General features: G+C 30.4%; 18 protein-coding genes. 7 read left to right on the top strand and 11 right to left on the bottom strand.

Annotated features, from left to right (window positions below; genetic code table 11):
• The first annotated feature begins 4 nt into the window (after positions 1–4).
• A complete protein-coding gene (polA, locus tag C7H52_RS04855) occupies positions 5–2,842 on the top strand; it encodes a DNA polymerase I (protein WP_106462757.1) in 2,838 nt (945 codons plus the stop codon).
• 20 nt (positions 2,843–2,862) lie between these two features.
• Entirely contained in the window at positions 2,863–3,819 is a 957-nt protein-coding gene (locus C7H52_RS04850; protein WP_106462756.1) for a DUF4421 family protein, read from the top strand.
• Here the strand turns inward: C7H52_RS04850 and C7H52_RS04845 are convergent.
• Positions 3,816–4,619, bottom strand: a complete 804-nt coding sequence (locus tag C7H52_RS04845; RefSeq protein WP_106462755.1) for a hypothetical protein — start codon at positions 4,617–4,619, stop codon at positions 3,816–3,818. The two genes, C7H52_RS04850 and C7H52_RS04845, sit on opposite strands and share 4 nt — an antisense overlap.
• Positions 4,620–4,724: 105 nt before the next feature.
• On the opposite strand from C7H52_RS04845, the gene C7H52_RS04840 reads away from it, so the two are divergent.
• The 5 genes from C7H52_RS04840 to C7H52_RS04820 are packed head-to-tail and all read left to right on the top strand — an operon-like array spanning position 4,725 to position 10,307.
• Entirely contained in the window at positions 4,725–5,627 is a 903-nt protein-coding gene (locus C7H52_RS04840) for a nucleotidyltransferase (RefSeq protein ID WP_106462754.1), read from the top strand.
• Entirely contained in the window at positions 5,620–7,071 is a 1,452-nt protein-coding gene (locus C7H52_RS04835; RefSeq protein WP_106462753.1) for a B12-binding domain-containing radical SAM protein, read from the top strand. The genes C7H52_RS04840 and C7H52_RS04835 overlap by 8 nt, the downstream gene beginning before the upstream one ends.
• Positions 7,064–7,846, top strand: coding sequence for a class I SAM-dependent methyltransferase (locus C7H52_RS04830; RefSeq protein WP_106462752.1), 783 nt, complete (start codon positions 7,064–7,066; stop codon positions 7,844–7,846). The genes C7H52_RS04835 and C7H52_RS04830 overlap by 8 nt, the downstream gene beginning before the upstream one ends.
• Positions 7,843–9,228, top strand: coding sequence for a B12-binding domain-containing radical SAM protein (locus C7H52_RS04825; RefSeq protein WP_106462751.1), 1,386 nt, complete (start codon positions 7,843–7,845; stop codon positions 9,226–9,228). Before C7H52_RS04830 ends, C7H52_RS04825 begins: the two co-directional genes overlap by 4 nt.
• Positions 9,225–10,307 carry a hypothetical protein gene (locus C7H52_RS04820; RefSeq protein WP_106462750.1) on the top strand — a complete coding sequence of 361 codons (1,083 nt, stop codon included), beginning with the start codon at positions 9,225–9,227 and terminating at the stop codon, positions 10,305–10,307. The genes C7H52_RS04825 and C7H52_RS04820 overlap by 4 nt, the downstream gene beginning before the upstream one ends.
• A gap of 4 nt (positions 10,308–10,311) precedes the next feature.
• Here C7H52_RS04820 and C7H52_RS04815 read toward each other — a convergent pair whose 3' ends face one another.
• From C7H52_RS04815 to gmhB, 10 genes are all read right to left on the bottom strand, one after another.
• The gene (locus tag C7H52_RS04815; protein ID WP_106462749.1) at positions 10,312–11,742 is read right to left on the bottom strand and encodes a B12-binding domain-containing radical SAM protein; all 1,431 of its coding nucleotides are present in this window, start codon (positions 11,740–11,742) and stop codon (positions 10,312–10,314) included.
• Positions 11,735–12,991 carry a glycosyltransferase family 87 protein gene (locus C7H52_RS04810; RefSeq protein ID WP_106462748.1) on the bottom strand — a complete coding sequence of 419 codons (1,257 nt, stop codon included), beginning with the start codon at positions 12,989–12,991 and terminating at the stop codon, positions 11,735–11,737. The genes C7H52_RS04815 and C7H52_RS04810 overlap by 8 nt, the downstream gene beginning before the upstream one ends.
• Positions 12,991–13,935 (bottom strand): glycosyltransferase, encoded by a 945-nt coding sequence (locus C7H52_RS04805; RefSeq protein ID WP_106462747.1) that lies wholly within the window; start codon positions 13,933–13,935, stop codon positions 12,991–12,993. Before C7H52_RS04805 ends, C7H52_RS04810 begins: the two co-directional genes overlap by 1 nt.
• Positions 13,936–13,940: 5 nt before the next feature.
• Positions 13,941–15,386: an ArnT family glycosyltransferase gene (locus tag C7H52_RS04800; protein WP_181256205.1), complete on the bottom strand. Its 1,446-nt coding sequence runs from the start codon at positions 15,384–15,386 to the stop codon at positions 13,941–13,943.
• A gap of 66 nt (positions 15,387–15,452) precedes the next feature.
• Complete coding sequence (locus tag C7H52_RS04795; protein WP_106462745.1) at positions 15,453–16,847, bottom strand: B12-binding domain-containing radical SAM protein; 1,395 nt, start codon at positions 16,845–16,847, stop codon at positions 15,453–15,455.
• A gap of 17 nt (positions 16,848–16,864) precedes the next feature.
• Positions 16,865–17,956 carry a glycosyltransferase family 9 protein gene (locus C7H52_RS04790; protein ID WP_106462744.1) on the bottom strand — a complete coding sequence of 364 codons (1,092 nt, stop codon included), beginning with the start codon at positions 17,954–17,956 and terminating at the stop codon, positions 16,865–16,867.
• Between the two features lie 50 nt (positions 17,957–18,006).
• Positions 18,007–18,576, bottom strand: coding sequence for a D-sedoheptulose-7-phosphate isomerase (locus C7H52_RS04785; RefSeq protein WP_106462743.1), 570 nt, complete (start codon positions 18,574–18,576; stop codon positions 18,007–18,009).
• On the bottom strand, positions 18,566–19,945 hold the full coding sequence (gene rfaE1, locus C7H52_RS04780) for a D-glycero-beta-D-manno-heptose-7-phosphate kinase (RefSeq protein ID WP_106463075.1): 1,380 nt from the start codon (positions 19,943–19,945) through the stop codon (positions 18,566–18,568). Before rfaE1 ends, C7H52_RS04785 begins: the two co-directional genes overlap by 11 nt.
• Positions 19,938–20,933: an ADP-glyceromanno-heptose 6-epimerase gene (rfaD, locus tag C7H52_RS04775; protein WP_106462742.1), complete on the bottom strand. Its 996-nt coding sequence runs from the start codon at positions 20,931–20,933 to the stop codon at positions 19,938–19,940. The genes rfaE1 and rfaD overlap by 8 nt, the downstream gene beginning before the upstream one ends.
• Positions 20,933–21,451, bottom strand: a complete 519-nt coding sequence (gmhB, locus tag C7H52_RS04770) for a D-glycero-beta-D-manno-heptose 1,7-bisphosphate 7-phosphatase (RefSeq protein ID WP_106462741.1) — start codon at positions 21,449–21,451, stop codon at positions 20,933–20,935. The genes rfaD and gmhB overlap by 1 nt, the downstream gene beginning before the upstream one ends.
• Between the last annotated feature and the right edge of the window lie 107 nt (positions 21,452–21,558).

Genomic DNA, 21,558 nt, shown 5'->3' with positions numbered 1-21,558 from the left:
TATAATGTCAGAACAAAAACGTCTTTTTTTAGTTGATGCTTACGCGCTTATTTTTCGAGGTTATTATGCCTTCATAAAAAACCCAAGAATTAACTCTAAAGGTCAGGACACCTCAGCTATTATGGGGTTTATGAACTCTTTACTAGATGTCATTAAACGTGAACGACCAGACCATTTAGCCGTTTGTTTTGATAAAGGCGGAAGTACCGACCGTGTAGAAATGTTTCAAGACTATAAAGCCAATCGTGATGAAACTCCAGAAGGCATTAGAACTGCCATTCCTTTTATATGCGATATCCTTAATGCTATGAATATTCCTATTATGGTTAAGGAAGGTTTTGAAGCAGATGATGTTATTGGAACGCTTTCCAAGCAAGCGGAAAAAGAAGGTTATAAAACCTATATGGTCACACCAGACAAAGATTTTGCTCAACTGGTTAGCGAAAATATTTTTATGTACCGACCGGTTTTTGGTGGTGGTTATGAAACTTGGGGTATTCCAGAAGTTCAGAAAAAATTTGAAGTTAAAGATCCCTTACAGGTGATAGACTTTCTTGGAATGATGGGCGATTCTAGTGATAATATTCCCGGACTACCAGGTGTTGGAGAAAAAACGGCTAAAAAGTTTTTAGCTCAGTTTGGCAGTATGGAAAATTTATTAGCCAATACAGACCAGCTTAAAGGAAAAATGAAAGAGAAAATTGAAGCAAATGCAGAGCTTGGTTTATTATCTAAAAAACTGGCAACCATAATGCTAGATGTTCCTGTAACTTTTAATGCTGAAGATTTTGAAATGTCGGAACCAGACATACCAAAAGTGACAGAAATTTTTCAGGAATTAGAATTTAGACGTTTAACCGATAATTTTGTTAAAACCTTTTCTGCTGAAGCAGTAAGTGAAGCATCAAACACTTCGGCTTCATCTGAAAATAAAGCCACACCAAAAGAAACTGCTGCTGCAGGAGAAGGACAATTTTCATTATTTGGCGGCTCAACTTCAACAGAAGAAAGTACAACAGGTTTTGAACGTAAAACTATAAAAAACACGTCTCACTTATACCAAAGTGTCGCGCCGGGCATGGCGACAAAATTGTTTATGGCCAATGTGCTTAAACAAACTTCGGTTTGTTTTGACACAGAAACCACTGGCTTAAATCCGCTAACCGCAGAACTGTTTGGAATTGCCTTTTCATGGGAAACAGGTAAAGGCTTTTATTTGCCATTTCCAGAAGACCAAAATGAAGCTCAAAACCTTATAGAAGTATTACGTCCATTTTTTGAAGCGGAACATATCGAGAAAATTGGTCAGAATTTAAAATACGACATAAAGGTTTTAGCCAAATATAATATTGAAGTTAAAGGTCCGCTTTTCGATACCATGTTAGCACATTATTTAATTAATCCAGATATGCGACATAATATGGATGTTCTGGCAGAAACCTATTTAAATTATACTCCAGTAGCGATTTCAGAATTAATTGGTAAAAAAGGAAAAAACCAATTATCTATGCGTGATGTTCCTGTGGAGCAACAAACCGAATATGCGGTGGAAGATGCAGACATTACCTTACAATTAAAAGAGCATTTTTCTAAGGAATTAACCGATGCCAATACACAAAAGCTATTTAATGATATAGAAATACCATTATTACGTGTTTTGGCAGATATGGAATTGGAAGGAATTAATCTAGATGAAGCCTTTTTAAATAGCTTGTCTGAAGATTTAACCAGAGATATTGCCACTTTAGAAGCGAAAATTTACGAGGTGGCTGGAGAAGAATTTAATATTGCCTCTCCAAAACAATTAGGAGTTATTTTATTTGAAAAACTAAAACTGGTCGATAAACCTAAAAAAACCAAAACCGGACAATATTCTACAGCAGAAGATGTATTGAGTTATCTGGCTAAAGACCATAACATAGTACAAAACATTTTAGACTATCGTGGACTAAGTAAATTAAAAAGCACCTATGTTGATGCTTTACCAACACAGGTAGAACCAGCTACCAAACGCGTCCATACCGATTATATGCAAACCGTAGCCGCTACAGGTCGATTAAGCAGTAACAATCCTAATTTACAAAATATTCCTATTCGTACAGAGCTTGGCCGACAAGTGCGAAAAGCCTTTATTCCAAGAAATGAAGACTATATTTTATTGGCTGCCGATTATTCGCAAATTGAATTACGAATTATTGCTGCTTTAAGTAAAGAAACCAACATGATTGAAGCGTTTAAGAATGGTGAAGACATTCACGCTTCTACCGCAGCAAAAGTATTTAATGTGCCTTTAGCTGAAGTGACTCGTGAGCAGCGTAGTAATGCCAAAACCGTTAATTTTGGAATTGTCTATGGCGTTTCTGCTTTTGGTTTAAGTAACCAAACCAACTTATCCCGAGGTGAAGCTAAAGATTTAATAGATACCTATTACGAAACCTATCCAAAATTAAAAGCCTATATGAGCGAGCTAGTAGATTTTGCTCGGGATAACGGTTATGTGCAAACCGTTTTAGGACGACGTCGTTATTTAAAAGATATTAATTCTCGTAATGCAGTCGTTCGTGGCGCTGCAGAGCGTAATGCGGTTAATGCACCTATACAAGGTAGCGCTGCCGACATTATAAAACTTGCCATGATAAATATTCATCAAAAATTAAAAGAAGGCAATTACAAGTCTAAAATGTTGTTACAGGTGCATGATGAATTGGTGTTTGATATTTTTAAACCAGAATTAGACGAATTAAAAACGCTTATTAAAACCGAAATGGAAAACGCCTTTAAACTAGAAGTGCCTTTAGATGTGGAAGTGGATACTGGATTGAATTGGTTGGAGGCGCATTAAAAATTAGCAGTATTTTCGAAATGAATAAATTAATAATTGCTTTTATAATTGGCTTTACATTTTTAAATCTAAATGCCCAAAGTTCTGATGAATCAAGATCTGATAATATTACGACTTTTAAAAACTATCTAGTTTTTAAAACCAATATTAGCACACAAAATGAATCGTTTTCGGTATTTGATGGTGAAGAAAAGTATTCTATTGAAGCTTTAAATGCATTTAAACTTCAATTGGCAGCCAACTATAGATTTTTAGGCTTAAGTTTATCGTTTTCACCTTTAGATAAAAGTTCAGATTTTAAATCTAAATTTATTGAAACCAAAATCCGCTTTTTTATAAAAAAATGGATACAAAGTATTGAATACAGACGTGTACAAGGGTTTTATTTAGAGAATGTAAGTACCGATGCGATAGACCAGCAATTTCCTCATTTAAAAACTACCAGTTATATTGGTGAAACGTCTTATGTCTTTAATGACGATTTTTCGCTAAAACACTTAACCGACCAGAATGAGTGGCAACACGAAAGTGCAGGAAGTTTTATACCAGCTATTCGATATGGTTATAATCGTATATCGGACTATGTTTTTGAAAATAAATTTGTCCAAAATAATTACGATATTAAACTGGCTCCTTCTTACTATTACACTTGGTGTTTAAAAAACAACTGGTTTATAGCTCCAAATGTAACGCCGTCTATAGGTTTACGTTTTTCTAAAGAACGATTTTTAGACCTAGAAGAAAGTGACACCTTTGTTACAAAAGGACTTAATTTAGGAATTCAATACGGATATACTTCAGAACGTATAAGCACTGGTGCTGTTTTTAATTTTGAAGCTAATAGTATTAATAAAAGTTCAAATCGTAATCTAGAAATAGACCGAAATTACGTGAATTTATATTTCACTTACCGTTTTGATGCGCCACGATTTTTGGAAGATGCTGTCGATGGAATTTATAGAAAATTAGGACTTTAATTTTTAGAGTCTTTATATTCTAGATATTTAATAAATGGGTTGGTGTGTCGGTTTAAATATCCGTGAACAGCACTACTCACAGTTAAAATCCCTGCCGAAACTGCTGCAGCATAAACTACAAAATCTTCAACATCTAGATTTGCGTAAGCAATAGCTATTAAAGCCCATGCGCCTACCAAAGCAAATTCTCTCATGTTTCGGGTCCAAGTAATCCATAAATTTATAATAAGCGCAATTGTAATCATCACAATAGTCCAAACCACGGGAGAAATACCAAAACCATCCCAATTTATTTTTACCAAATAAGCCGACACATTTGCAACACTAGCTACAGTAACCCAACCACTATAAATTACAAATGGCCACCATAAAAATACTATAGTTGGTAAAGGCGCATCATATAATTCCATACGGTTATTCCATACTATTTTAAGCAAAGACCCTAGAAGTATAAAGATAAACAAGCAAGACAAACCAGTATATTCATAAATCCAGCTAAATACCCAGCTTATATTAGCCAAGCATGATACTATAAACCAGAGCCCTATTGTTTCCACAAAATCGTCTTGTTTTTTGGAGTTAAATAAACTGCGTCCTTGATATATTACAAAACCTAAAACGAGTAAATAAATAACTCCCCAAATAGAAAACGCATATCCAGCAGGTGTAAATAAGGTTTTTAAGCCGCCAGAAACTTCACCAATAGTTGTATTATTTAATAGGCCTGTATTAGACAAATAATTAACTATAACCATGCTTACAAATAAAAAAGCATTTCCTAATTGTAGTGTTTTTTTCATTTTAATAAAATTAATTTAATAATAATTAATTAAAACGGATGAGCGTCTTAAAAAAAACATAAATGAAATAAAGTTTAGTATATTTGATAAACTTCAAATCTATAAGTGAATTCTCTTAAAACTATACTTTATTTTTCAATTTTTGATTATCCATTATGCAAAGAGGAAATAAAGCAATATGCACAACATTTAGATAATGTAGATGAAGAATTAAAAACACTTATTGATAAAAATATTATTTTTTTAAAAGATGGTTTTTATAATATCGAAAACAACTTAAAACACATTGAAAGACGTTTAGCTGGGAATAAAAAGGCGAAAGATTTAATGCCCAAAGCCTATAAAATGTCTAAACGAATTATGAGTTTTCCTTTTATTGAAGCTGTAACTATTTCTGGAGCATTATCTAAAAACTTTATAGATGATGACGGCGATATCGACTACTTTATTATTACAACACCAAATAAACTTTGGATTGCAAGAACACTTTTAATTTTATACAAAAAGATATTCTTATTAAATTCTAAAAAATACTTTTGTGTTAATTATTTTGTAAGTACTAATCATTTAGAAATAGATGAAAAAAATAAATTTACAGCAACAGAAATGGTAACGCTTATTCCTGTTTATGGTACTGAAGCTTATCAAGATTTTGTAAATAAAAATTATTGGGTTAAAAGTTATTTCCCTAATAAACCAATGGAAAGCCAAACGCGTTTTAAAGATTTTAAAAAACCATTTTGGTCGACTTGTTTAGAAAACTTTTTTAATATTTCTTTTGTAAGTCATGCATTCGAGCCTTTCTTTAAAAAAATCACTTTAAAAAAATGGGAAAGTAAGTTTAAAAAATTGCATCCTGAAGATTTTCAAATCGCATTAAAATCTACCGATGATGTGTCTAAACATCACCCAAGACATTTTCAAAAAAAAGTCATAAATCTTTTAAACGAAAAATACGACCATATAAACACCACTTTTAACTTAAACCTAAGCAAAGAAGATGTGTGATGTTGTTTTATCTAATAGCTATTATTATAGATTTGATGCCAAACAATGGGCAAACCAGCAGCCTTTTCCGCCATTAGGAACACTTTATGCTGCTGCTTATTTACGTAGTAAAAATTATAAGGTTAAAGTTTTTGACACCAATTTAATAAATAGTCCACAAGATATAGCAGCTTTTTTAAAGGCTAACACACCTAAGCTTTTCGTTATTTATGATGATGGTTTTAATTACTTAACCAAAATGTGCTTAACCGTTATGCGTGAAGCGGCTTTTGACAAAATAAAAATAGCCAAGCAATTAGGGTGTTTTATAGCTATTTCTAGCTCCGATGCGACAGATCATGCTGAAAAATATTTAAACGCTGGTGCAGATGTGATTATAAAAGGTGAAGGCGAATTAACGCTAGGAGAATTAACAACAGCTGTTATAAAAAACAGTGACTTTAGCACTATTGATGGTCTAATTTATAAAAAAAATAGTGAAATTATCACAAACAAGCCACGCGTTGTATTAAGAGATTTAGATGTCTTACCAATGCCTGCTTGGGATTTAATCTCTTTGGATTCTTATAAAAAGATATGGGAAGCTGGCGGCAACCCTTTTACCTTAAATATAGCCACCACGAGAGGCTGCCCATTTAAATGCAATTGGTGTGCAAAACCTATTTATGGCAACCGATATAATTCGCACTCTCCCGAATATATTACCAAGCACCTCAAATATTTAAATGAAACTTTTGATGTATCTCGCTTTTGGATGTGTGATGATATTTTTGGACTTAAACCAAATTGGGTACAAGAATTTAATGGACAATTACAAAAAGTAGATTTAAAAATTAAATATTTTATACAAAGTCGGGTAGACCTATTGCTAAAAGAAGACACTATAGAAGCGTTATCAAAAAGTGGCTTAGAAGAAGTTTGGGTTGGTGCTGAAAGCGGCTCCCAAGCAGTTTTAGATGCTATGGACAAGGACACAAAAGTGTCTCAAATTTACGAAGCCACTAGGCTTCTAAAAGAAAAAAATATTAGAGTAGCTTTCTTTATACAGTTTGGTTATTTAAATGAAACGAGTGCAGATATTGAGCTTACTATTAAAATGATAAGAGAGTTATTACCCGATAATATTGGTGTTTCGGTATCGTATCCATTACCTGGAACAAAATTTTATGACAAAGTTAAAGACGATCTAAAATTAAAAGCCAATTGGACCGACAGTGATGATTTAGCTATGATGTTTAAAGGCTCTTTTAATTCTAACTATTATAGAAAATTACAGCGCTACGTACATAAAATTTATAGAAGAAGTCAAGGTGTTTTCTATTTAAAATCGGTAACCAACTCTAATATAAAAACCAATTGGCGACTTATTGGCTTATTACCTTATTACGCAATTGCTTCGTTTGTGGACCAATTACAATTAAAAAAATTACAACATCATGACTAACTCTTTTGATGTTGCTTCAAACACATACGATATTACATTCACTTATTCTAAAGTTGGTATGGCACAACGCCAAATTGTTTATAAACACTTAGATGTTGTTTTTAAAACAAATAAAACTTTAAAAATCCTTGAACTTAATTGCGGCACTGGTTACGATGCTCTTCAATTCGCAAAAAAAGGACACCACGTTTTGGCAACCGATATTTCCAGCAGAATGATTTCTGTTTGTCAAAATAAAAACAAGCTTAAAAATTTAGAGTTTAAAACTTTAGATATTAATGCTATTTCTCAAACAGATTTCTCAAATAAATTTGATATTATATTTTCAAATTTTGGAGGTTTAAACTGCTTATCTTCAGCTGAAATACATCAATTTTTTAAAAATGCATCACAATTGCTTTCTGATAAAGGAAAACTAATTTTAGTAATTATGCCTAAACTTTGCATTTGGGAACGTCTTTATTTCAGTTTAAAAAATGAATTTAAAAAAGCAAAAAGACGACAAACTAATGATTTTATTCAAGCAAATGTAAATGGTGTAAAGGTAAAAACGTGGTATTATAATCCGCAAGACTTAATAGCGTTAAGCCATTCTACTTATAATATAAATACTTTAAAACCCATTGGTTTAACAGTTCCTCCATCTTATTTAGAACAGTCTTTCTTAAGCTCTAAATTTTGCCTATCACTTTTTAAGTTTCTAGATAGTATCTTTACACATAAGCGATTTGCAACATACGCCGATCATTTTTTAATGGAGCTGGAGCTAAAATGAGTTTACTATTAACACATACCTATTTTTTATTTGAAGATGCTAAGGAAAAAAGTATTATGCGTCCCTATGCCCCTTTAGGTTTGTTATATATTTCTGGTTATTTAAATAAATATAACATAGAAAACCATGTTTACGATTCTACTTTTTATAGTAAAACAGAGCAGCTAAACTTTATAAAAGAAAAGCAACCAAAAGCAATTGCTATTTATACCAATTTAATGACGAAAATTAATGTTATTAAATTAATAAAAATCTTAAAAACTGAAGCCAATTATGGTTTTCCTACAATTATTTTAGGTGGTCCAGATGTGACTTATAACTTAGAAAATTACTTAAACACTGGTGCAGATTATATTATTATAGGCGAAGGAGAACAAACAACTTTAGAACTTTATAATGCTATTTTAAATAACGAAGAGGTTTCAGGAATTACAGGGATTGCCTATTTAAAAGACCAAAGTGTTTACAAAACACCACCAAGAGTTAAAATGAAAAGTTTAGAAGATTTACCTCTTCCAAACCGAAAGGCTATTCCCGTACAAAAATACTTAGACACTTGGAAAACTCATCATGGCAAAAGCTCTATGACAGTAAGTACACAACGCGGCTGCCCTTATACTTGTAAGTGGTGTAGTACTGCTGTTTATGGACAAAGTTATAGACGAAGACCTGCAAATTTGGTTGCTAGTGAATTAAAAATGCTTAAAAATACCTATAATCCAGATACGATTTGGTTTGTAGATGACGTGTTTACCGTAAGTTTTAAGTGGATTGAAGCGTTTCATGAAGAAGTTATAAAACAAGATGCTATTATTCCTTTTGAATGTATTACAAGAGCTGAGCGCCTAAATGATCATATATTAAAGCTTTTAAAAGAAGCGGGTTGTTATAGAATATGGATTGGTGCAGAATCTGGTTCTCAAAAAATTATAGACGCTATGGATAGGCGTGTCGATGTTAACCTTGTAAAAGAAGTTATACAAAAAACCAATGCACTTGGTATGGAAACAGGCACATTTATTATGGTGGGTTATCCTGGCGAAACTGTTGAAGATATTACCGCTACAACTACCTATTTAAAAGAAGCTAATCCAACACATTTTACCATTACAAAAGCCTATCCTATAAAAGGCACATCGCTTTACAATGAGATAGAAAAAGACATTACCATACAACCCAATTGGGAAACCAGTACAGATAGAGACATAGATTTTAAACGTACTTACACTACAAAATTTTATGATTTAGCTATTAGACATATTGTTAATGAAGTTAATTTTAATAAAGAACTATTAAAAGGAAAACATAAAAATTTAGTAACTGCTACTAAACTTAAAACAAAATCTATTTTAGCTAAAAGTGTTATGCAATTTTATAAATGAAAACACATTTTTACATTTATTTATTTATACTATTTACGGCTTGTAAACAAAGTTATGAAAACGCAAATCTTACAGATACAATAACTTTAAAATGGCATAAGGCTTATGATGAAGATTCTTTAGACAAGTCTATGATTGGCTTACAATGGGCATTATCCTATACAGGTGCTTACACGCCTTGCAACTTAGGTGTCATGACTGTAAAGAACGACTTAATTACAATAGATTTAAAAAAACTGAGCTATAATACAAAAGGCCACCTTGCATTGTTAAATATAACTGAGAAAGTAAAACACACAGAAGGTTATAGAAAAAATAAATATATAGATATTGGAAGATTTGTAACCTTAATTTTAGGAAATCCTAATTACTATTATGCTTTATCGCAAACCCCAAAAACACTTAAAGACCTCAAACAAAAATACAATTTGAGTAATGAAAAAGTCTACATTAACAACTCAAGTGTAGCGATACAAGACCGCGTAATTTCATTTTCTGAACAAGAAAAATTTAATCAAGTTTTTATTTCGGAAGAGGTAGATTCTATAACAAAACAAGTTTATGAATTTGAAACTATTGAATTGTTACCTAATGGGCAACTTCGTTTTGGTATTTATGATTTTGAAGGCAATTTAAAAAGCAAAGCAAATCCTAAATTTAGTAAGGCTGGTAAGCCAGCAAAATGTATTTGGTGTCATGAGTCTAAACTTAACCCATTATTTAGAGAACAAAAGTCTTTTGAAGCATTTCTTTCTCCTGAAGCATTTCAAAAGAAAATAAAAGAATCTAATTTACAATTTACTAAAGACAGATCGTTATTAAATGGCACCGTAGACTTTAATAATAAACAACAACATACCTTAGCCGAATTACTTTATATCTCTTTTTTGCAACCAAATGCCAAACGCTTAAGTAGTGAATGGAATATGAGTGAAGCTAAAGTAAAAGAATTTTTAAAATCTATAAAAACAACAAAACACGACGAATTTCCTTTTTTAGGAGCTGTTTATAACCGCAAAGAAATAGAAACGTTTGAGCCAAGCAAATGGCTTTCTACTCCAGCACCTGTAAGAGAATAACGACTTACTCTTTTACTAAAACATGTTTGTAATTTTTAATTGCAAATTTTAATGTTTCCCAAAAATTACGTTTTTCTGAACGGATATAAACTCTAAAATATATAAAACCAAACCAGGCACGAAATAAAATATTTGGAGGTAATTTAATTAATTTTTTAATTATTGGAAAGGTTCTAGGCCAAAGTACAGCTGTTTGAAAAAATTTCTGTAAATTTTGTAATTCTCGCTTATGTGGCAATTCTAATTGAGAAGATAAAAAGAAAGATTTATCTAATTCTTCTACCGAAAATGTAGGGCTTAAATAGCCTTTTTGCAATGCATAATCCGATAATTCTGTTCCTGGAAAAGGCGAAAATATAGAGCACCAAGGGTAATCGGCTTTTATTTTTATATTCAGTTCTACGGTAGAAAAAGCATCTTCTAAGGTTTCATCTGGCAAACCTAAAATATTATAGGTTCTAAATGTTATGCCTGCTTCGTGAAGAAGATTTGCTGCTTCAACTATTTGTTTATCGGTTAATTGTTTTTTTAATACTTGATTTCTTAAATCTTCATTACCAGATTCTACTCCGAAAAATACGGATTGGCAGCCACCTTTTGCTAAATTAAAAGCATATGCTCTATCTGCCGCAACCAAATCTGCTCTAACCAAACAAATAAAAGGCAGGTTTACTTCTTTTTTAAATCGTTCTAAAAACTCATATAACCAAGAACGATTCATCCCAAAAACGTCATCTGCAAAATATATAACCTCAACAGGCGTATTGTTTTTTAGTTGGATACATTCTTCAATCACTTTATCTATTTCTCGAATTCTAACATATTTACCTTTACCTTTATAAAGTTCTCGCATAGCATCTTCAAAACAAAAAGAACAGTGAAATGGGCAACCTCTAGAAGTAATAACATTTCTTACTTGTCGTTGTTGACTTTTATCTAATGTTTTATAAAGTTTTCGATCTGGATAAGGATACTCATCCATATCTTTACGTAAGTTTCTTAGAGAATTATGCTTCACTTTTCCTTCAACATCAATATAAGACAGGTTAGGCACATCATAGAAGGTTTGGTTATGATCTATAGCATTTAAAATATCCAACATAGATTCTTCACCTTCACCTCTAATCATAAAATCGATACCATCTTCTCTAATAAAATCTGGAAAAAAAGTTGGATGAGCACCACCAAATAAAGTGATGATATTATATTTTTCTTTAATTTCTTTTGCCAGTCTTTTCCCCCAATTATGGCTACCACTCATTACTGAAAAGCCTATAATATCTGGCTGAAATGTTTCAATAATCTGTTGAAAATCTTTTAAATGATGACCTACTTCTAATTCACATTGATGACCATGAGATTTAACCATTGCAGAAATATACATTGGACCAACAAATTCGTAGTCCATATTTTGTAAGAATAGAAGTTTAGCCATACTTAATATTTATGCTTTTAGAGTAAAAATAAATTAAGGTTAAAAATAACACTAATAAACTCCATAGTCTTGGATAATGTATTAATAAATTAAATATTGGAGCCGTTTTAAAATTTGGTATATGATGCATCTGTAAATTAAAAGCTATAAAAACAAAAAGTGAAATTACAACTATTTGTAAAGTAGACTTTAAAGCTAATAACCATTTAAAAATATACACTAAGGGAAGTAATAGCAATAAAAAATGATATGATGCAGTAGCGGGAAGAACCACAAAAACACCAACTAATCCTATAGAAATCTCTACGTTATTTAATTTGTAATTATTTTGTCTAATAATAAATAGAAACGGAATAAACAGTAACAAGTAGAACATTAACTTAAGTACATCTTTAAGAATTGGACTATTTATGAGCGGAATTAAATTATCTTTAGAATGAAAAATAAATAAGTTATTTAAAAGAGAATCTAAAGATTGAAAACCAATAGCATACTTACCTTGTCCAGATAAATCGCCTTGTAAATGGGATTTAAAATGATTAAAAAAAGTAGTATAGATTTGATTATCTATTAAATATAAGAAAACGACAATACCTAATAGACTTAAAAGCGTAAACAGAAAAAAAACAACCCTCTTTTTTTGTTTTAAGCTGTATGCAAGAAAAAGTATTGGTAGGTACTTTAAAGACGCCATAACACCTAACAACACACCAACAAGTTTTGGTTTAGAAACGACATTTTTTTGAGCTAAAATTTCTAATAAAACAAAGCCAAGTAAAAAATAAATTTGCCCAGAATTTATACAACTAGCTATAGGTGTACAAAAAAGTGTTATAAATAATAAGCAGCTATTAAAATTCCATGAGGTTATTTGACGTATCCTAAAAGGTAATATTAATAATATGATACAATTAATTACCAACCAAATACGTTTAGCTGTTAGGACATCAAAAAAAGCTAGTGGTACATATGCATAAGCGGTTATTGGAGGAAAGGGGGAAAACTTTGCACCCGAAACGATACCTAATTCCTGTGCTTCTTTTTTAAACCATTGATTATTATAAAATTTATGAATAGGTTTTTTATTAAGTACTAGCTTAGACGCCACATAATAATTATTAAAATCGCTATTTGTAGTATTCCATCCTGGCAAAATACCTTTAAGAACGACTATAACTAAAACAACAGCTATCCATAGTTTAATTAGGTATTCTTTTATTACTAGGTTCGTTTTAAACGTTTTTTTCACTAATTATTTGTTGTTACGTCTTCACTATTTTTTACAATAGAAATCTTGTTTTTTAAATTTTGATTATACGAATTCTTTAATAATTGAGTCCCGATTACAAATGAACTTAATGTAATTAAAACCCCATTAAACAAGCCTATAATAACAGTACTTGCCCAACCCGAAATAGCATTATTAGTAAATAGTTTTTCGTATAATATAAATATGGCAAAAATGACTAATATTAAAAGCAGCGTAATAAATATCCATAAGCAAACAACTAGTAATTGTTCGGCATACTCAATAAAAGATTTTATAGCATGATTTAATAAATCTGCCATACTCATTTTAGACTTTCCATGACTTCTTTTGTGTCTATCGACTTCTATATAATATTTACTTAATGGAAATTTAGAAAGAAATGCTGGAAAATGAACAAATCCCACATTTGTTGCTCGATTTAAAACAGTTCTATTAATTAAGCAATAATTTCCAAAAGCAATAGATTGCCCTGTTATAATTTTAAAGATTATTTTATAAATAGCATAAGAAAATCTAAAAAAGTAAGATTCTTTTCTTTTTTTTCTTACAACATGTATTATATCATAGTTTTTAAGTTTAATCATTTTTGGAATTAAATTCACATCATCTTGTCCATCACTATCCAACACAATAAACTGATTAGCCTTTGTAGATTTAGCATAAGTTAGTCCTTGAAAAATAGCTTGTTGATGACCAATATTGAAGTCTAACTCTATAATTGTAAGCTTTATTTTTTCTGACTTAAGAGAAAATGAACGTAACAGACTTGAAGTCTTATCTGTAGAACCATCGTTTACTATAACAATTTCAAATAAACCATTTAAAACATGACATACCTCTTTTAGTGAATTTAGAAAATTGATAATGTTTTCTTGTTCATTAAAGCAAGGAGCCAAAATTACTATTGGTGAAGGCCTATTCATTTTATCTATTTTCTTTTAAAAATTAAATGTCCTTCGGTTTCATGTTCAAATTGATAGTTATCGTACAAGATACTATTTATTCTGTGGCTATAAACATCAATCCATAAACCGGTAAGTTTTTTTAGTACAATAACTCTGTCTGCCTTTTGATCTTCCATATATTCTAATAGCTCTTCTTGCCAAGAAATTAGATGTTTAGGTGTACTATTTGTAAGTTCTCCCGTAAGTATAAAACCTTCTCTTGCTAATCTACATGTAGTAATTACGCCTAACTCCAAATAAATATTAGGATCTTGACCCAATACAAATATCTCATCATCAACACTTATTTTATGTTCTAAATAAGAAACTACAGCCTTTCTTTGATAGTACATTTCTTTAAAATCTGGTAATAAAAATGTTTGTCCTGCATCAAAATTATTGGTCAAAAACCCTGATCTAATAAAAACTGTTCCCGTTTTAAATATTGGAAAAACAATTATAATAGAACATAAAATGATTAAAACAGATGCCTTTTTTTTAGATAATTTCTTAATTAAAATTATAATTCCTTCCACAAAGCCTAATGTTAAAAATGGCCATAAAATACTGTATTGATAGGGATAAAATCGTCCTTCTACAAACAGCATTAACCCAACTCCAATAACGATTAATTTAATTACTAAGTTTTTAGAAAAAACAAATAGACTTAAAATCCCGCCAAATCTTAAAATTGGGTCATTTAAAAACGTCCAAAATGTCTTAAATAATGTTCTGGTGCTAAAGCGAGATACATATCCAGAGTAATTAAAAAGTGTATCTAAAACAACAGACTCCCAAAAACCATAAAAAGTTTTAGTTAAAAGTAAATAAATTAAAAAAATAATTGAAGGAATAAGCATTCCTAACAAAAATTCAAGCACATAATGCCATTCAATTGTATTTATGCTCTTAACCTTTTTAAAGTAAAAAAATAAAATAAGAGGCAATCCAATAAGTAATGCTGTAGGTTTTACCCAGCAAGCTATAGCAATTGTAATACCTGCTATTAAGAAATAACCTGTCTTTTTAGTTTTAAGTAAGTGGTAAGACAAAAACACATAACATAATGTAATAATATTGGTTACATCTCCCGTATTACCTGGCCCATCAATTATCACATGGCGTAACCAAACCACACCTATTAAAAAACTTATTATTTTGGAGTGATTTAATCTTGATAAACGAAACAAAGAAAATGCTGTTAGTGATAAAATAATTAAATCAAAAAAACGGTACGCCATTATAGTTTCCCCAAAAAAAAGGGACGCGAGCGAATAGGTTAATAAGCCCATTGGCCCTTTTTTTTCAACAAAATCTATATATGGCAAACCACCATTTTTTAAAACTAAACCTTGATAATGATAAATGCCTTGATTAAATCCCGATGGAAAATTTAGATAAAGTATGATTGTAAAAATTAATAGCATCATCAAAAAAACAATTATCCAAACTGCTGATTTATAGCTTAAAAATGAATAACTATTTGTGCCCATACATTAATTTAAAAATGATTTAAACATATAAAACCCTTCTTTTACATGAATTTTAAACTCCATCCAATTATTTAAAGATTTTATTCTATTCCAAAGGTATTTAGGTCGTAAGTAAAATGAGATATAAGCGTTATTTTTTAGATGTTGTAATTCTTCTCTGCTCAAAACGCCTGTACCCATAGTAACTTGGTTCCCAGATTGATCCATTACTTGCAGAGCGTCATCTATTAATCCTTTGTTTAAAGCCTCTTCCCTAAACGACGTATTACTTCTAGGAACAGCAACATTAAAAGACGCATAATCTGCATCTATTTTTTTAGCAAATGCTATAGTGTTTAAAATGGAAGCTTTAGATTGTCCTGGCACACCAATTAAAAATGTCCCTAAACGTTTAATCCCTATTTTTTTTGACAAAGCAAAAGTGTCTATAACGTGTTGTGTGGTATAATTTTTTTTGTAATGAACAAGCATATTATCTTCTGCCCATTCCACCCCAAACATAATTAAACTACAACCCGCTTTTTTCATTAACAACAATTCCTTTTCTTTTAAAACATCTACGCGAGAAAAACACATCCAAGTTAGTCCATAATTACTTTTTATCATCCAATTTAACACATCATTTGTTATGGCTTTTGACTGGAAAAAAGTTTGATCGGAAAAATATATAAATTTATAACCTTGCGCTTTTAAAGTTTTTAGTTCTTCTATTATTGAATGTGACGTTCTAGTTGCATAAGGCAAGGTAGACATTATACAGAATGTGCAGGGATAAGGACAGGCATAATTAGTTAAAACCGTTGCCATAGGAAAAGCGTTTGCAAATGGCATTCTATAATTACCTTTAAATAAGTTTTGTTTTGGAGGCTTTACATCTAAAGGTTTTGAGCGTTTACTTTGATGTGTTATTGTTTTATTAAAACGATCTCGATAAACAAGACCTTCAATAGCAGTACTTTTTTCTATAAATTGCTTAAAACCATCTTTATAAAAGTTGGTAATAATTGCATCTAACCATAAATTATCGGCTAATTTTTTATCATATTTGTCTAATAGTGCATCGCCAGAACACGCAATAACAGCATGCTTTAGTTGTTTTTTTACTAATTTATAAAACGAAACATCTTCGGTTAAAGAAACAGATCCCATTAAACCTATTATATAATCTGGCTTAAAATTTATAATACGTTCTAAAGACTTTTCAACAGAGAGTTTTTCTGCAATACAGTCTATAACTAATAGGTTATATTCTGGAGCATTAAAAAAAGAGGTTTGCATTAATAAATCTACAGGCTGAGGTAAATAGTAAGCTTTAGATACTTTTGAACAATAATAATCCCTAATATAAATTTTTTGACCTGGTGGGTTTAAAAATAAAATACGTTTGGATTGATGCATTAATTGAAGTTTCAAATTTAAGTATGAGCAAATTTACTAATTTTAGTAGCCATACCATCTGTATTTCTTTTACTTAAACAGTCTATGTTATGATTACAAACTACTGCAACCTTAGATTTGGGGTGAACAAAACAAGGAGAACACCATAAGTCTGGATTTAAATTAAGCATTAATTCACTGTCTTTATAACCAACTAATTTAGCTGAAGTTGGTCCCCAAATACCAATAGTTTTTACATTAAAAAAATAAGAGATATGCAAAGGTCCAGAATCGTTTGTAATAAATAATTTTACTTGTCTTAAATGATTTACAAAGTCTTTTAAATTATGTTGCCCCGCTAAAATTGTAAGTTGTTGTTTTGGTATCCCTTTTTTTATTAATTCTTGTTCAAAATATCTAACGTAAGTAAGTTCTGAATTTGCGCCTGTTAAATAAAAATGCCAGCTTGGATGTTTATCATATAAAGATGTTATTAATGACGTAAATTTATGGACAGGAAATTTACGTTCTTCAAGATAGTTACCCGCATTTATATTTACTGCTATTTTATTAGATTTATTTGTAAGTAACGCTTCATTGGGTTTGTACGTATAGGTTTTACCAAACAATTCTGCAATAGCATGTGTGGCTGGTTTATTAAGTAACGATACAGAATTTTGCCGAGATGTCGTATTAACTTTAGTTTCAAAACAAAAGGAACTACAAGGTTTCCCTATACCAATTAGTAGTCTAAATAACCCAGATAAGTTAGACACGCGTTCCATATCTAATATTGAGGTATTTTTACGCCTCCAAACATTTAATATAGTTGCTAATAGCGTCCCAATAATAGCAAATGGATTATTAGATTTTATGTAGACCGCATTTAAATCTAATAAATCGATAATTGCTTTATTTTGGTGTAGCGTTATAAACGTTATTTTTTTATTAGGAATATTTATAGATTTTGTAACATGAGCTATCCTAGTTATGCTACCAATACCAAATAACTTAATCACAACAAAATGATTTGTTTTGGCTGAAGACGTTTTAATTGGTTTTAATGCATTACAAACCTTGTATATAGGTAAAAACAAACCATCTACAAATATTAAAGCCTTGTAATTCAAATTTTAGATAGTTTAGTCGTAAATATATGAGTATAATTTAAAAATTTAGCTTAAAGCTTACTTACAAAATGGTTGTCTATTAACTCACAAATACTATGTTCTATAAATAAATGTACCTCTTGTATTCTTGATGTTTGAAAAGAGCTAACAGCAATATTTATATCGCAAACAGAACTAATTTCATCTACCGATTTACCACTTAGCCCTACTACAAAGCATTTTTTTTCTTTAGCTAATTTAAGTGCTTTTAAAACGTTTGCACTTTTACCGCTTGTAGTTATACCAATAACGACATCTTTTGGTGATGCTAACGCATTAATTTGACGAGAGAAAACATCTTCAAAAGAATAATCATTACAAATTGACGTTAATACAGAAGTGTCTGTTGTTAGAGCAATAGCTGCTAAAGGTTGCCTCTTTTTATTACTAAAATTACCAACTAATTCCGCTGCCATGTGTTGTGCATCTGCAGCACTACCACCATTTCCTAAAATAATAATTTTACCTCCAATTTCTAAACGTTTAATACAAGTATTTGCAATTAGTTCCATATTACTCTTATTAGCATTTATGGTTTGCTCAAGTGTTTGAATATGTGCTTCTAAATTTTTAGTAATCATTGTTTATTTTGCTAATTAGTTTTGTGGTACTCTTACCTTCAACTAAATCAATTAAGTGAACCGATTTAACCAAGTCACTTCCTATGACGTCTTCAGTTTTATAATCTGCTCCTTTAACTAAAACATCTGGCTCAATACATTTTATTAACTCATAAGGGGTTTCTTCATTAAACAAAATAGCGTAATCTACAGCTTTTAAGGCGTTAATAAGATAAACTCTGTCTAATTCAGAATTTATAGGACGATTAGATCCTTTAAGTTTTTTTACCGACATATCGGTATTTACACCTACTATTAACACATCTCCTAAGCGTTTAGCTTCTTCTAAATATTTGATATGACCTAAATGAAGAATATCAAAACAACCATTGGTAAAAACAATTTTTTGATGTTTTTTTTTCAGACTATTAATAATGTCTTTAATGTCTTCTAATGATTTAATATTATGTTCCTTAGGATATATTTCCTCTAATGAAGCAGTTGCTACTCCAATTTTTGCTACTACAATACTAGCCGCAATGTTTGCAAATTTAACGGCCTCTTCAACTGTTTTATTTAGAGATAACATATATGCTAAAGCCGCAATTACAGTGTCTCCTGCACCTGTTACATCGTAAACTTCTTTAGCACTAGTGGGTAAAATTTTTAAATTGTTTTTAAAAACAGCAATCCCTTTGTGGCTTAATGTGATTATAGAATACGTTAACTGATAATCATTTTTTAGTTTACGACTAGCGTCTAACAAGTTATTATCGTCTATTTTTAAATTGATAGCTAAACTCGCTTCTTTTTTATTAGGAGTTAATAAATAGGCCCCAGTGTACTTGGAGTAGTCTATTCCTTTTGGGTCTACTAATACTTTAACGCCTTTATGGTTCGCTAGTTTTATTAGTTGGCTTGTTAAATTCTTTGTCATGATACCTTTACCATAATCGGAAATCACTACAATTTTATAATCACTTAAATTTTTTTCTAATAACTCTAATAGTTTATTTGAAGAATCTGTTGATATATCTTTTATAATCTCTTGGTCGTAACGCAAGATTTGTTGGTTTGAAGATAATATTCTTGTTTTTTTTGAAGCAATTCGTTCTTTTTCTTCAATTAAAAATTTTGTGCTTATATTTTTTTCTTTAAGCAAATTCAATAATACTGAAGCATTAATACAATTACCTATTACACTTACCAAATCTACTTTAGCACCAAATGCCAATAGGTTATTAACAACGTTACCTGCGCCTCCAAGAGCTAATTTTTCATTGTTTATATTAATAATAGGCACTGGTGCTTCTGGAGAAATACGTTCTGCACTTCCTACCAAGTAACTATCTATAATAATATCTCCAACAACTAATATCTGGTTACTCATTATTCCAATTAAATGATTTTTCAATATACGGGATAAAATCTTTTATGCCTTGTTCTAATGAATATTTAGGAAAATAACTTAAGTGTTTTGCACTCAAACTAATATCGGCTTTTGTATGTAGTTGATAGTTTAAATATGGATTATCAAAATACGCAATACTTAAGTTACTATTTAATTCTTTACATAAAATATTGGCTATATCTAAAAAGCTTCTGCTATCTCCAAAACCAATATTAAAAATACCACTTTTATGTGTTTTAGCTGCTAATACGTTAGACCAAATTACATCTTTAATATAAACAAAATCTCTTTTTATATTTTGAGAACCTTTAAAAAGTTGTGGGTTTTTATTTGCTAGTATTTGGTGCCCTAACTGCATAACCATAGATGCCGTTTTGTTTTTAAAGAATTCTTTAGGTCCGTAAACGTTAAAATACTTTAGTCCTACAATATGAATATTTGGAAATGCCTTCATGTGGTTTTTTGCAATAATATCCATATTATATTTAGAAAAACCATAAGGACTTTCTGGTTGGTCGTCTCCAATTTTTTGAGGAGCAAGACTTGAACCATATGTAGATGCAGAACTAGCGTAGACAACTTTAGCATTATTAAGTCTAGCCATTTTTAAAAGCTTATGAAAACTATTTACGTTAGTTCTAAAGATCATTTCTTGGTCGTAAATACGTGTGTCTGAAATGGCTGCTTTATGAAAAATATAATCAAATTTAAAAGCGTCTAATTGCTTTAAATCTTCATCGTTAGTAATGTCACCACATAATATGACCCCTTTAAAGCCTATTAAATTTTTGTAATGTCCAAAAGATTTTAAATTCCCATTTGCAAAAGTTTGTCCGTTTCTAAAAATATCAAAAACTACAATTATAGAAGACGGATAATTGTTTTGAAAATAAAACGCCAAATTAGAGCCAATAAAGCCAGCGCCTCCAGTAATTAATATGGTTTTATTATTAAAGGATTCTTCCATTATTTTATATAGTTGCTAATGGTTTTTATTGATGGAATTACAAATTTTGCAGAATTTTCAGAGTTTTCTGCTTTATGAATACTTTTTACCAAAATAGTGTTTTTTATGCCAAAATTTAGCGCAGCTTCTATATCAATGTCTTTATCACCAATCATCCAAGAAGAGTTGTTATCTATTTTGTATTTAAGACTAGCAGCTTCAAACATTCCTGTATTTGGTTTTCTACACTTACAGTTATCTTCAGGTTTATGAGGGCAAAAAAACACGTCTATATTTGTAACGCCTTTCTTTTGAAACTCCTGCAACATCCAATTATTTAAAATATTAAAATCTTCAAGTGTATAACGACCTCTTCCTATGCCAGACTGGTTGGTTACTATTATTAAGTTGTAGCCTTTTCTTTGTAAATACCTAAAACTGTCAAATACGCCATCTATAAATTCAAAATTGTCTATTTCAAAAACGTAACCATTATCCTTATTAATAACGCCATCTCTATCTAAAAAAACAGTTTTCATTTATAAGTTAATTCAACTTTAAAGCTCATTAGTAGCAAACTAAGGTAATAATATTTTACTTTTGATAAAGAATATTTTGTAAACCTCATATTTTATATTTAAAAGTA

The sequence above is a fragment of the Aurantibacter aestuarii genome (assembly GCF_003008425.1).
GTDB lineage: Bacteria > Bacteroidota > Bacteroidia > Flavobacteriales > Flavobacteriaceae > Aurantibacter > Aurantibacter aestuarii.
Note: the sequence above shows the minus strand (reverse complement) of the source record. Positions and strands in the feature narration are given on the sequence as shown.